Below are 12784 nucleotides of genomic sequence, written 5' to 3' on the forward strand. Positions count from 1 at the left end.
CACCCGGCCTCCCATCCAGCATATTCTGTGGGAGGCCGGGTGGGGGAGCGGGCCGGTGCCGCCCTTGGCGAAGCCAAGGCAACCAGCTAGGGGGCCGCGCATGGCTGCACCTGTGTTGAGTTACGAAGGACTGGGACTGGTCCAAGGATCCGGCTGGCTGTTCCGCGGGCTGGACCTTTACATCGGCGCGCGCGACCGGCTGGCGCTGATCGGGCGCAACGGCGCGGGCAAGTCGACCCTGCTCCGCCTGATCGCGGGCGGCATCGATTCGGACGAGGGTCGCCGCACCATCGTTCCAGGCACCCATGTGGTGATGCTGGAACAGGATCCGCAGGTCGCCGGATTCGCCACCCTGCTCGATTTCGTGCTCGCCGGCGACGATGCGCCCGAACGCCACGAAGCCGAAGCCATTGCCGATCAGCTCGGCATCGACCTGAGCCGCGAAGCGGCTACCGCATCGGGCGGCGAACGCCGCCGCGCCGCCATCGCCCGCGCGCTGGCGCAGGCGCCCGACGTGCTGCTGATGGACGAGCCGACCAACCATCTCGATATCGCCGCGATCGACTGGCTCGAGAACTGGCTCAGCCGCTACAATGGTGCGTTCGTCGCGATCAGCCATGACCGCGCCTTCCTCACCCGCCTGACCAAACAGACGCTGTGGCTCGATCGCGGCGCGATCCGGCGCGCGGAAATCGGCTTCGGCGGGTTCGAAGCCTGGACCGATCAGGTCTATGCCGAGGAGGAACGCAACGCCCAACGGCTCGATGCCAAGCTCAAGATCGAGGAGCATTGGCTGCTGCGCGGCGTGACCGGCCGCCGCCGCCGCAACGAGGGGCGCAAGGCCAAGCTGATGGAGATGCGCGCGCTGCGGGCGTCGATGCAGGGTCCGCAGGGCGCAGCCAAGCTCGCCATCGGTTCGGACGACAACCAGACCAAGGTGGTGATCGACGTCAAGAACGTCACCAAGCGCTTTGGGGATCGCACGATCATCAAGGACCTGACGCTTCGCGTGACGCGCGGCGACCGGATCGGCGTGGTCGGCGCGAACGGCGCGGGCAAGACCACCCTGCTCAAGCTGCTGACCGGCCAGCTCGCCCCCGACGAAGGCAGCATCCGCCTCGCCAAGACGCTCGACGAAGTGGTGATCGACCAGCAGCGGAGTCTCATGGACCCCGCCAAGACGGTCCGCGACGTGCTCACGCAAGGCGGCGAGTGGATCGACGTGCTGGGCGTAAAGAAGCACGTCCATGGCTATCTCAAGGAGTTCCTGTTCGAGCCGACTCTGGTCGACGCCAAGGTCGGCACGCTTTCGGGCGGCGAGCGGTCGCGCCTGCTGCTCGCCCGCGAGTTCGCCCGGCCCTCGAACCTGCTGGTGCTCGACGAGCCGACCAACGACCTCGATCTCGAGACCCTCGACCTGCTGCAGGAAGTGATCGCCGACTATGAAGGCACCGTCCTGATCGTCAGCCACGACCGCGATTTCCTCGACCGCACCGTGACGGTGACGCTCGGCCTCGACGGATCGGGCACAGTCGATGTGGTGGTCGGCGGCTATGCCGATTGGGTCGCCAAGCGGAAGCAGCGCACCGAGCCGGCGAAGAAAGCCGAGCCGGCCAAGGCCGCCGCGCCCGAAACACCGAAGAAACAGACCAAGCTCAGCTACAAGGACCAGCGCGACTACGACCTGCTGCCCAAGCGGGTCGAGGAACTGGAAGCCGCAATCCTCCGCGACGAAGCGGCGCTGGCCGATGGCGATCTCTACACCCGCGACCGGACGAAGTTCGACACGCTGATGAAGGCGGTGGCTGCCGCCCGCGACGAAAAGGACGCGGCCGAAATGCGCTGGCTGGAACTGGCCGAAATGGTGGAAGCGCTGGGCTGACCCTAAATCCTCCCCCGCAAGGGGGAGGTGTCAGCGCAGCTGACGGAGGGGGAGGATTCCAGAACCAATGTTGGGGAGTCCTCCCCCTCCGTCGCCTTCGGCGCCACCTCCCCCTGGCGGGGGGAGGATTTACAGCCCCCGCATCACCTCGGCGGTAATCTCCAGACTCCGCCGTCGCGCGCCGTGATCGTACATCGCGCTGCCGATCATCAGCTCGTCCGCGCCCGTCCGCTTCACGAACGCAGCGATCTTCTCGCGCACCGTATCGGGCGATCCCACCGCACTCGCCGACAGCACCTGATCGAGGATCGCACGGTGCGGTCCAAGGCTCTCCAGATACCCCGGCACTGGCGGCGGCAGCTGAATCCCCTCGCCGGTGCGGATCGCCACGAAAGCCTGTTGCTGCGAGCTGGCCAGCAGCTCGGCTTCTTCATCGGTGTCCGCCGCGAACACGTTATAGCCCGCCATGAAATAGGGCTTTTCCAGCACCGCCGACGGCCGGAAATTGCGGCGATACACGTCGATCGCTTCGTCCAGCATCCCCGGTGCGAAGTGCGAGGCGAAGGCATAGGGCAGCCCCAGCGCCGCGGCGAGCTGCGCTCCGAACAGGCTCGATCCCAGGATCCACAGATCCACTTTCGCGCCCGCGCCCGGCGTCGCGCGGATGCCGGTCCGCCCGTCATCCGCGAAATAGCTTTGCAACTCGACCACATCCTGCGGGAAGGCGTTCGAATCGCTTTCCAGCGTCCGCCGGATCGCCCGCGCCACCTTCATGTCCGAACCCGGCGCGCGGCCCAGCCCCAGATCGACCCGGCCGGGGAACAGCGCATCGAGCGTGCCGAACTGTTCGGCGATCACCAGCGGCGCATGGTTGGGCAGCATGATCCCGCCCGCGCCGATGCGGATGGTCCTGGTCGCCTGCCCGACATGCGCGATCACCACCGAAGTCGCCGCACTGGCGATCCCCGCCATGCCGTGATGCTCCGCCACCCAGTAGCGGGTGAAGCCGAGCGACTCCGCATGCCTTGCCAGATCGGCAGCATTGGCAAGCGACTGACGGGCACTCCCGCCCTGGGTGATGGGGACGAGATCGAGCAGGGAATAGGCGGTCATGGGTGGCAAGATGGGGAGGCCATCCGGCCTCCGCCACCAACTTCATCCATCAGAAGCCGAAGCTGAACCTCACTGCCCCGCCCTTGTCGTCCGGGAACATTGCGAAATTCCCCGGATTGCGGCGCAGGAACAGATTGCCGCTGATATCCCCGCCTAGGAAGGGCCGGAAATAGCTCAGCTCGAAATCCACCTCGCGGCCCTGCGGCGCCAGATTGATCCGCGCCACGTTCCACTCGGTCACCGTCTCGGCCCAGTAGTCCCACATCTGCGGCAGGCGCAGGTCGATCCCGCCGCTCGACACGCGCAGCGGCTGAGCGATGCGGAAGCCGAACTGGTCGTACGGTGTAAACACGCCGGTCTTGCCCAGATCGACCGCAAAGCCGTTGGTGCGCACCGCACCCGATCCCTCGACCCCGCCGCGCAGCCGCGCGCGGGTCCAGCCCTGCCGCATCGATGCGCCCAGGTTCCAGCCCTGACCCGCATCGAAGCGGGCGCCCAGATCGAGGAACATGCTGTCCGCCCGCGCCGCGCCGAGGCCAGTCGAGAAGCGCGCGCCCAGAACGCTATTCTCTTCGGACAGGCGCGTGGCCGTAACCCCCAGCCGCAGCCCGCCGATGGTGCGGTCCACCCCGATCGAGGCGCGGCTGTATCCGAACCGCTCCGGCCGGTGCATCAGCGCATAGAGGGTGGTGTCGCGCCGGGTCAACACATCGCCCATTTCCTGCGAGACGGTCAGCCCCCACGGACCGAAGCGATGGCGCACTGCTGCCGAAGCCCCGACATCGACGTCGAAGCCCGAATTGTTGACCGGATCGCGCGCGACCAGGAACGCCGGCTCGCCGCGCCCGGCCAGCCGCGAGGCCAGCGTGTTGCCGCTTTCCGAAGCGCCGATCGCGAACTGGGTCCGTGGCGCCAGATTCCCGCTCAGCGATGCCGAGCTGGCCAGCGCATTGCGCGCATCGCCCGTCCCGATCCCCAGCCGCTCGATCCGCACCGCATCGTACCCCGGCACCAGGCTGACGGTCAGCGTCATGTCCTTCACGCCCAGCGCGAAGCTGCGCTGGCGCGATGCCATCAGCTGCGGCAACTGCCGCGCCGGGCTCTCGCGGTCGATCGTGCCCGCCATGTCCATGGTGAAGGCACGGTCATAGGCATCGAGCACCACCGTGCCGAGAGCGCCCTGCCGGGCGTCGCCCATCGGCGCGGAGAGCGTGCCGTTTACGCTGGAAGCCACCGCCTTGCTGCCCGCGATCGAAGTGGTGCCGACCGGCGCGAAGGCTCGGGTCAGGTCGAGGATCCCGCGGCCATAGATATCGTCGATCCCCACCGCCCCCGCATCGCGCGCGGTGGTGAACAGCAGGTCGACGATCTGCGCCGAAGTCATCGCCGGAAAGGCCTGCGCCAGCAGCGCGATCGCCCCCGTGATCTGCGGCGCGGCGAACGAGGTGCCGGACCACAGGAACGGCACGTTGTTCTCGTCCGGCGCGCGCACCCGCTCGCCAACCGCCGCGAGGTAGAAATTGCGCCGCGCGCCGCTGCCCGCACGGTTGGAGAAGCTGGAGATCGCGCCGCCCTCGCCCACCGAACCGGCGATGATGATCAGCCCGTTCGAGATGGCGGCATTGCTGGCATTGGCGGTGAACGGATCGGGATTGGGATCGCCGTCATTGCCCGCCGACTGGACGAGGATCACGCCCGCCGAAGTCGCACGCTGCATCGCATTGTTCAGCGTCGTATTACTGCTGCCACCGCCCAGCGAGATATTGACCACCCGCGCGCCGTTGAGCCGTGCGGTGTCCAGCGCCGCCGCGATGTTATTGTCGCTGAAGCTGCAGCCCGATTCGTCGTCGTCCGGGGTCTCGGTGGCGCAGCTGCCGGGGGTGTCGGCGCGAAGCACGATCAGGCTGACGTCGAACGCCACGCCGTGCGTGCCCGCGCCATTGCGGCGCCCGGCGATGGTGAAGGCGACCGCGGTGCCGTGCCCGCCCTGATCGTCGATCGAGCTATTGCCCGCCGTATCGCGCGAAGTGGCCAGGATGCGGCAGCTTCCGGTGCCGATGCCGCCCGAACAGTCGCCGAATTCCTCGCTCTGCAGGTCGATCCCGCTGTCGATCACGCCGACGCGGATGCCCTGCCCGGTCGCCCCGCGATTATAGGCGGCCAGCGCATTCATCGACACCGCCCCCGTGGTCGCGCGATATTCCGAGGTGTCGTAATTCGTCGTGGGCGTCGGCGTGGGAGTAGGCGTCGGAGCCGGTGTGGGCGTCGGCGCGGGAGTCGGGGTCGGCGCGGGCGAAGGGGCCGGGGTCGTCCCCACGCCACCGCCGCCACCGCTGCTGCACGCGGCGACCAGCAACATGGCGCCGATGGCTGCCGAACGGTGCAGCCGCGAACGGTATGCCGATGTCATGTCCTGTGCCCCACCCTTATTGCGCAACCCTGCACTTAAGTTTCTTAGTCTTTATCGCTGCTTAATCTACTAGGGTGACTACCCTATCGCTCGTGCCTTGCCCGGGGTCCCGCCACCGCCTAGGGGCATGCCCCATGCGCGCCGGGCTTCACCATATCCGCAACTGGATCTTCGATCTGGATAACACGCTGTATCCGGCCAGCGCCAATCTGTTCGCGCTGATCGATGCACGGATCGGCGACTATGTCGCCCGGCTGCTGAACGTCGACGCGGTCGAGGCGCGGCGCATCCAGAAGGGCTATTTCCACGCCCATGGCACAACCCTGTCGGGGCTGATGGCCGAACATGACGTCGATCCGCACCACTATCTGGGCGACGTCCATGACGTCGACATGGCGGTGCTGGAACGCAACGAGATGCTGATCGCCGCACTCGCCCGCCTGCCCGGCCGCAAGCTGATCTTCACCAATGGCGATGCGCCCTATGCGGCGAAGGTGCTCGACCGGCTGGGTCTCGGCGACACGTTCGAGGCGATCCACGACGTCCACGCCACTTCCTATCGCCCCAAGCCCGATCCGGTCGCCTATCACGGCCTGCTCGACGCCTATGGGCTGGACCCGCACGAATCGCTGTTCGTCGAGGACATGGCGCGCAACCTGCGCCCGGCCAAGGCGATCGGCATGACCACGGTCTGGATCGACAACGGCTCCGAACAGGCGCCGGGCGACGAGGATCGCAGCTATATCGATCATATTACGACCGACATCGGCCAATGGCTGTTCGACATATTGGAGGAAGACGCGTGACTCTCGAAACCACCCCCCTCGCATCAATAATCGATGCCGCATGGGAAGCACGCGCCGATCTGAACACCGCTACGCAGGGCGAAGTCCGCGACGCGGTGAACGAAGCGCTGGCGCTGCTCGACAGCGGCACGGCGCGCGTTGCCGAACCCGATGGGGAGGGCTGGAAGGTCAATCAGTGGCTCAAGAAAGCCGTGCTCCTCTCGTTCCGCCTCAACGATAACGCCGTCATGCCCGGCGGCTTCGACAAGGTGCCGCTCAAGACCGCAGGCTGGAGCGACGCCCGCTTCCGCGAAGCCGGCTTCCGCCAGGTGCCGGGCAGCGTCGTCCGCCATGGCGCGCATATCGCGAAGAGCGTCGTGCTGATGCCCAGCTTCGTGAACATCGGCGCCTTCGTCGGCGAAGGCACGATGGTCGACACCTGGGCCACCGTCGGCAGCTGCGCGCAGATCGGCAAGAACGTCCACCTATCGGGCGGCGTCGGCATCGGCGGCGTGCTCGAGCCGCTTCAGGCCGATCCGGTGATCATCGGCGACGGCGCCTTCATCGGCGCCCGCGCCGAAGTGGCCGAGGGCGTCCGCGTCGGCGAAGGCGCGGTGCTGTCGATGGGCGTTTATCTCGGCGCCTCGACCAAGATCGTCGACCGCGCCACCGGCGAGGTCCATCGCGGCCATGTGCCGCCCTATTCGGTGGTCGTCCCCGGCACGTTGCCGGGCGAAGCGGGCAAGCCCGGTCTCTATTGCGCGGTGATCGTCAAGACGGTCGACGCCCAGACCCGCAGCAAGACCGGCATCAACGAGCTGTTGCGGGACTGATCCGGTGAAGGGTTTCCTCGCGCGGCTGTTCGGATTGGGCAAGGGCGCTGCGCCTTCCCCGCCGCCGGCCGCGCAGGCCCCGGCCGAAGATCCTGTCGCGATCCTGCGCGACCATATCCGGCGCGAAGTCGCGATGGGCTTTCGCGACGAGGATGTGATCCTCACCGAAGCCCCCGATCTTCTGGGCGACGATCTCGATCCGGCCTGGATCCAGCGCGAAGCTCCGCGACTGCTGCGCGAGGCGCTGGCCGATCATGCAGACGTAGCGGCAGGCTGGCCCGCGACCACCGATTGCGACCGGCTCGACGCCGCCTTTGCCGCGCTGGAAGCCGATGGCGTGATCGCGCGGCAGAACTTCACCTGCTGCAGCAATTGCGGATCGACCGAGATCTGGGACGAGATCGCCTTGGCGCAGGATGCCGGCCTGCCCGCGCACGGCTATACCTTCTACCATATCCAGGACACCGAAAGCGCCGCGGAAGGCCATGGTGTCTATCTCGGCTATGGCGCGTGCGAGGAAGGCGAGGACGCCGCGCTCGACGTCGCCCGTGAGATCCTCGTCCAGCTGGAAGCGCACGGCCTCGCGCCCGAATGGGACGGCAGCTGGGACCGCAAGATCCACGTGCCGCTCGACTGGAAGAAACGCCGCGGCGTGGCGCGGGCCTGATCGATAGTTCCATCCTCCCCCGCCAGGGGGAGGTGTCAGCGCAGCTGACGGAGGGGGAGGTAAGCGACCCACTCGCTTCAGTGAGTCCTCCCCCTCCGTCGCCTTCGGCGCCACCTCCCCCTGGCGGGGGAGGATTGCATAGCTCACCCCTTCTGAACTCCCTTGGCCCAGTCGGCCATCGCCGCTTCCAGCACGCTGAGCGGCACCGCGCCCGCGGCCAGCGCGGTATCGTGGAAGCCCTTGATGTCGAACTTCGCGCCCAGCGTCTTCTTCGCCGCCTCGCGCGATCGTTCCCACACGATATGGCCCAGCTTGTAGCTGCACGCCTGGCCCGGCCACACGCAGTAACGCTCGACTTCGGTGGTCAGCGTCGTCTCGGAATCGCCCAGCGCCTCGACCATGTACTTGACCGTCTGCTCGCGGCTCCAACGCTTGTAGTGCAGCCCTGAATCGGCAACCAGCCGCGCCGCGCGGAACATCAGCGACTGGAGATAGCCGAGCTGCCCCCAGGGATCACCCTCATACATACCCATCTCGTCCGCCAGCTGCTCGGCATAGAGGCCCCAGCCCTCGGTATAGCCCGAGAATAGCGGCATCTTGCGCAGCAGCGGAATGCCCTGTGCCTCCAGCGCCAGCGAGATCTGGTGGTGATGGCCGGGGCTCGCTTCGTGATAGGTCAGCGTGGGCAGCGTGAACTTCGGCCATTCGGCGGTATCGCGCAGGTTGATGTAATAGGCGCCGGGACGCGAGCCATCCAGCGCGGGCAGCTGATAGCTGCCGCCCGGCGCGCCCGCCTCGATCTCCACCGGCACGCGCTTGATCTCGACCGAGGCCTTGGGCACGCGGCCGAACACTTCGGGCAGGCGCTTGGCCATCGCCGCCATCTGCGCGTTCAGGTCCGCCAGAAGCTGCGCCTTACCCGCATCGGTGTTGGGATAGAGCTGCCCCGGACGCTTGCCGATCGCGGCGATCCGCTCGCCCACCGTCCCCTGCGTCATGCCCTGCTTGCGCAGGATCGCGTCCGCACGCGCCGAAAGTTCGGCGACCTGTTCCAGCCCGACCTTGTGGATCTCCTCGCCCGACATGGCGGTGGTCGTGTAGGCAAGCACGCCATAGCGGTAATAGGCCTCGCCATCGGGCAAGCGCCAGCAACCGGCTTCCTTCGACGCGGTGGGCAGCGCCGCGGACAGCACCGCCGCCTGACGCTGCAGCGCCGGATAGACGGCATCGCGCACGATCGCCTCGGCCCGCGCCTTCCAGTCGCCGGGCAAATTGGCGGCCGCGGCGCGGCGAACCAGCGAGGTGGTCATGCTCGATTCGCCCGGCGCCACCTTCAGGATCGCGTCGAACTGCTCGGCGGTGCGGCGCAGGACGAAATCGGGCGGGGTCGCGCCCTTGGCATAGTCGGCGCGGGTGCGGTCGGTCTCGACGTCCAGCACCTTGGCGAACGCCTTCAGCCGGTCGAGATAGGTCTCGCCATCGGCCGCGGTCTTGATCTGGTGATTGGTGTCGAGGAACTGCGGGATGCCGCCATAGCTGCCGGTCAGCTGGCTGACGACATAGGGTGCTGCGCCGCCGATCGTGCCCTGCGTGCCATAGTCGAACTTGTCGGAAATGGCTGCGGTGTCGATGAAGAATTTGGTGGTGTCGTAATTGACCGCATCCATGCCGGTCAGCGCTTTGCGATCGATCGCGGCAAGTTCGGTGCCATAGCCGCGGAATGCCGCGAACGCCTTGTCGGTGAACGCCTGCGACCGGTCGTCGAGCAGCGAACGCACCGCCGCATTGGGTCCGCTGTCCATGCCCAGCACGGTCATGAACTCGGGCGATTCCTTCAGGAAATCCTGCATCATCCGGTCGAGCAAAGCGGTCAGCTTCGCGCCGCCTTCGGAGGGGAGCAGGCGCTTGCCCGCAGCGGCGAACGGCGCGCCGACCATGGCGGCGGCAGCGGCGGCAGCGGTCGACAGCAACATCTGACGGCGATCGAGCATGACGGATTCCTTGTATTCGGGGATGCGGCATTACTCCGCGCCAGCCGGGCGGAATGCAAGCGGCGACGGGGACTGACGCGCCGCGCGCGGCGTCGTATAGGCCGGGCATGACCGAACCCATGACGTACGGGCGCTACCTCGCGCTCGATCAGCTGCTTACCGCCCAGCATCCGATCTCGGACCGGCACGACGAGCTGCTGTTCATCATCATCCACCAGACCAAGGAACTGTGGCTGAAGCAGGCCATCTCCGAGATCCGCCTCGCCATGGGGCTGGTCCGCGAGGACAAGCCGGTCGAGGCATATAAGGGCCTCGCCCGCGTCAGTCGCATCCAGGCGGTGATGACGCTGAGCTGGGACGTGCTCGCGACGATGACGCCGAGCGACTATACAAATTTCCGCGAGGTCCTCGGCCCCAGCTCGGGCTTCCAGTCGGACCAGTTCCGCGCGGTCGAGACGCTGCTCGGCATCCGCGGCGGCGGGGTGCCGGGGCCGCTGACCGACGAATATCTGGCGATCCCGAGCCTGTGGGACGAAGCCAATGCCGCGCTCGCCCGCGCCGGTTTCGACGTACCCGCCGAGGCGCTGGAGCGCGACTGGTCCGCACCCTATGTCGCGGACAAGGCAGTCGAGGACGCCTGGGCGCAGGTCTATCGCGAGCCCAATCGGCATTGGGAACTCTATCAGCTCGCCGAGAAGCTGGTCGATATCGACGATGCGCTGGCCACCTGGCGGCACAAGCATGTGCTGACCGTCAGCCGCGTGATCGGGATGAAACCCGGCACCGGCGGCACGCCGGGCGTGCCCTATCTCGAATCGACGCTGGTGAAGCGCGCCTTCCCCGAACTCTGGACGCTGCGGACGCAGTTGTGAGCCAGAGCTACAAGCACCTCTTCCAGCGCGCCATCGCCGCCGCGCCGGACCGGCTGCACGTCGCCGCGCACAGCCATCATCTCTGGCCCGACGCCTCCTATGTCGGCCAGCTCGCCGCGTGGCAGGACGGCGTCCGGCTGGCCGACCGCAAATGGGAGCGGGTGATGGGCGAGGTGTGGCCCGCCGCGCAGCACCATGTCGCGCGCGAGCTGAAGCTGCCCGATCCCGCCAGCATCGTCTTCGCGGGCAACACCCATGATTTCCTGTTGCGGATCGTCTCGGCGATGGACCGCCGCCCGGTCCGCCTCCTCTCGACCGATGCGGAATTCCACAGCTTCCGCCGTCAGGCCGCGCGCTGGATCGAAAGCGGCACGATCACGCTCGAAACACTCCCCTATGCCGACGAAGCCGCGTTCCTCGACCGTGCCGCATCGGGCGATCACGACCTGATCTTCACCAGCCAGGTGTTCTTCTCCAACGGCCGCCGCTCAGGGCTGGTCGAACCGCTCGCGGCGCTCGCTCGCCCAGAAGGGCCATGGGTGGTGATTGACGGCTATCACGGCTTCATGGCGGTCGAGACCGATCTGTCGGCAGTGGCGGACAGGGTCTTCTACCTCGCCGGCGGCTACAAATACGCCATGGCCGGCGAAGGCGTGTCGATCATGCACGCCCCGCCCGGCTTCGGCGCACGGCCCGAGATTACCGGCTGGTATGCCGAGTTCGACGATCTCTCGCTCCCGCCCGGCAGCATCGGCTATGCGCCCGATGCGCGGCGCTATATGGGCGCGACCTTCGATCCCTCCGGCCTGTACCGCTTCGTCGCGGTGCGCGACATGCTGGCCGGCGAAGGGCTGAACACCGCCGGGATCAACGATCATGTCGCGAGGCTGCGCGCGACACTTCTGGAAGGCATCGCATCGACGCCGCTGGCCGAAGCCGAACTGCTCAACCCGCCCGGCCCGAAATCGCAGGGCCGTTTCCTCGCGCTGCGCAGTCCGCACGCGGCAGAATGGAAGACAAGGCTCGAAGCCGAAGACGTCATCACCGATGTGCGCGGCGACGTGCTGCGGATCGGTCTCGGCCTGTATCACGACCAGCGCGATATCAGCCGGCTGCTCGGCGAGCTGGAGTGGCTGGGCCGTTAGGTTGATCCGCTTACGCGGATGCGGCGCCGGCCCGCTCCCCCACCCGGCCACCCATAGAATATACTTCCGTTGGGTGGCCGGGTGGGGGAGCGGGCTGGTGCCGCAACGGTTCAGCTTTGCTGAACCCACAAAAAAGCAGCCGGGCGCCATGCGCGGCACCCGGCCGAGTGGGCCTCATGATCAGCGCGCGGCGACCTGCACGTTCAGCAGCGCCGCGAGCCGCGGTTCGACCTGGCGATCGACCTCCGCACGGCACGCCGCGATCCGCTCCTCCGCGCCGTCGCGCGCCCCGGCATAGGAGCCGCACACGCTTTCCTTGGCGGCCGCGACGCGGCGATTGAGCGTGCGCACATCGCCGCGCTGCGACAGGTCGAGATCGTCGATCCGCACGGTCACGGTCTTCGGCGCGTCCTGGGCCAGCACGGGGGTCGCCGCAGCGAATGCGGCAAGGGCGATCAACAGGGGTTTCATGGTCGTTCCTCCTCGAAGGGGAAGCGAAAAGGGGGACATCGCTTCCTGCCCATCCAAAGTCGCACCGCCGCCGCGTGATCGAGAGGATGAGGAGCCGACAAAGACCTGATGAAACGCCGATGATTCGCCGATATGGAATGTCGGGGCTTGGGTTTGCCGGGGACGCGATTCAATGCGCGGAATGGACCGCATCGATCTTGCGCACGAACCGGAGCTCCGACTCGGCCGCCTCGCCGTGCGCCCGGCGCTGCGCCAGATCGCGCGGGACGCCCATGATGGTGTTGGGGGCGCCGAGGAAGTGGTCGAGCCGCGCGTGATGCAGGTGCTGGTCGCGCTGGCCCGCGAGCCCGGCGCGATCCTCAGCCGCGAGGATCTGACCGCCTCGTGCTGGGAAGGCCGCGTCGTCGGCGAGGATGCGATCAACCGCGTCATCTCGCGCCTGCGCCGCGTCGCCGAGGGGATCGACGAAGGCGATTTCCGTATCGAGACGATCACCAAGGTCGGCTACCGCCTGATCCCGGCCGAAGGCGCCGCCACGCCCGCACCGCTACCTGAAAACGAGCTCGCCGCCGCGCGGGACGAGGTGCGCAAGCTGCGCCTCGATCGCCGCGCGAT

Annotated in this window: 11 protein-coding genes; 7 read left to right on the top strand and 4 right to left on the bottom strand. The window is 67.4% G+C overall.

Translation table 11 applies throughout. The features are described from left to right. The first annotated feature begins 100 nt into the window (after window positions 1-100). On the top strand, window positions 101-1882 hold the full coding sequence (locus P1X14_RS20305) for an ATP-binding cassette domain-containing protein (protein WP_277317242.1): 1782 nt from the start codon (window positions 101-103) through the stop codon (window positions 1880-1882). A gap of 129 nt (window positions 1883-2011) precedes the next feature. Here the strand turns inward: P1X14_RS20305 and P1X14_RS20310 are convergent, their stop codons facing one another. Then, window positions 2012-2995 (bottom strand): LLM class flavin-dependent oxidoreductase, encoded by a 984-nt coding sequence (locus P1X14_RS20310; RefSeq protein WP_277317243.1) that lies wholly within the window; start codon window positions 2993-2995, stop codon window positions 2012-2014. Between the two features lie 49 nt (window positions 2996-3044). Continuing rightward, complete coding sequence (locus tag P1X14_RS20315; protein WP_277317244.1) at window positions 3045-5405, bottom strand: S8 family peptidase; 2361 nt, start codon at window positions 5403-5405, stop codon at window positions 3045-3047. A gap of 134 nt (window positions 5406-5539) precedes the next feature. Between P1X14_RS20315 and P1X14_RS20320 the strand changes: the two genes are divergently transcribed. Genes P1X14_RS20320 through P1X14_RS20330 form a run of 3 tightly spaced genes read left to right on the top strand, consistent with a single transcriptional unit; the run spans window position 5540 to window position 7690 of the window. Then, window positions 5540-6211 (top strand): pyrimidine 5'-nucleotidase, encoded by a 672-nt coding sequence (locus P1X14_RS20320; RefSeq protein ID WP_277317245.1) that lies wholly within the window; start codon window positions 5540-5542, stop codon window positions 6209-6211. Further along, on the top strand, window positions 6208-7023 hold the full coding sequence (dapD, locus tag P1X14_RS20325) for a 2,3,4,5-tetrahydropyridine-2,6-dicarboxylate N-succinyltransferase (protein WP_277317246.1): 816 nt from the start codon (window positions 6208-6210) through the stop codon (window positions 7021-7023). Before P1X14_RS20320 ends, dapD begins: the two co-directional genes overlap by 4 nt. A gap of 4 nt (window positions 7024-7027) precedes the next feature. Next, on the top strand, window positions 7028-7690 hold the full coding sequence (locus P1X14_RS20330; protein WP_277317247.1) for a hypothetical protein: 663 nt from the start codon (window positions 7028-7030) through the stop codon (window positions 7688-7690). Window positions 7691-7833: 143 nt separating this feature from the next. Here P1X14_RS20330 and P1X14_RS20335 read toward each other — a convergent pair whose 3' ends face one another. After that, on the bottom strand, window positions 7834-9681 hold the full coding sequence (locus P1X14_RS20335) for a DUF885 family protein (RefSeq protein ID WP_277317248.1): 1848 nt from the start codon (window positions 9679-9681) through the stop codon (window positions 7834-7836). Between the two features lie 107 nt (window positions 9682-9788). Here P1X14_RS20335 and P1X14_RS20340 point away from each other — a divergent pair, with 107 nt between their 5' ends. Together P1X14_RS20340 and P1X14_RS20345 are read left to right on the top strand one after the other, a co-directional pair. Further along, window positions 9789-10553, top strand: coding sequence for a tryptophan 2,3-dioxygenase (locus tag P1X14_RS20340; RefSeq protein WP_277317249.1), 765 nt, complete (start codon window positions 9789-9791; stop codon window positions 10551-10553). Then, window positions 10550-11698 carry a class V aminotransferase gene (locus tag P1X14_RS20345; protein WP_277317250.1) on the top strand — a complete coding sequence of 383 codons (1149 nt, stop codon included), beginning with the start codon at window positions 10550-10552 and terminating at the stop codon, window positions 11696-11698. The genes P1X14_RS20340 and P1X14_RS20345 overlap by 4 nt, the downstream gene beginning before the upstream one ends. 180 nt (window positions 11699-11878) lie before the next feature. On the opposite strand, the gene P1X14_RS20350 is transcribed toward P1X14_RS20345, so the two are convergent. Continuing rightward, entirely contained in the window at window positions 11879-12169 is a 291-nt protein-coding gene (locus P1X14_RS20350; protein WP_277317251.1) for a UrcA family protein, read from the bottom strand. Window positions 12170-12341: 172 nt separating this feature from the next. Between P1X14_RS20350 and P1X14_RS20355 the strand changes: the two genes are divergently transcribed. Continuing rightward, window positions 12342-12784 (top strand): winged helix-turn-helix domain-containing protein (locus P1X14_RS20355; RefSeq protein WP_277317252.1); only part of this gene is annotated, 443 nt, incomplete at its 3' end.

It is taken from the genome of Sphingomonas sp. AOB5 (assembly GCF_029433115.1).
GTDB lineage: Bacteria > Pseudomonadota > Alphaproteobacteria > Sphingomonadales > Sphingomonadaceae > Sphingomonas.

What these genes read in the sequence shown, in the direction of transcription:
- P1X14_RS20305 (WP_277317242.1), top strand. Translation starts at nt 101, where the DNA reads ATGGCTGCACCTGTGTTGAGTTACGAAGGACTGGGACTGGTCCAAGGA.
- P1X14_RS20310 (WP_277317243.1), bottom strand. Translation starts at nt 2,995, where the DNA reads ATGACCGCCTATTCCCTGCTCGATCTCGTCCCCATCACCCAGGGCGGG.
- P1X14_RS20315 (WP_277317244.1), bottom strand. Translation starts at nt 5,405, where the DNA reads ATGACATCGGCATACCGTTCGCGGCTGCACCGTTCGGCAGCCATCGGC.
- P1X14_RS20320 (WP_277317245.1), top strand. Translation starts at nt 5,540, where the DNA reads ATGCGCGCCGGGCTTCACCATATCCGCAACTGGATCTTCGATCTGGAT.
- P1X14_RS20335 (WP_277317248.1), bottom strand. Translation starts at nt 9,681, where the DNA reads ATGCTCGATCGCCGTCAGATGTTGCTGTCGACCGCTGCCGCCGCTGCC.
- P1X14_RS20340 (WP_277317249.1), top strand. Translation starts at nt 9,789, where the DNA reads ATGACCGAACCCATGACGTACGGGCGCTACCTCGCGCTCGATCAGCTG.
- P1X14_RS20350 (WP_277317251.1), bottom strand. Translation starts at nt 12,169, where the DNA reads ATGAAACCCCTGTTGATCGCCCTTGCCGCATTCGCTGCGGCGACCCCC.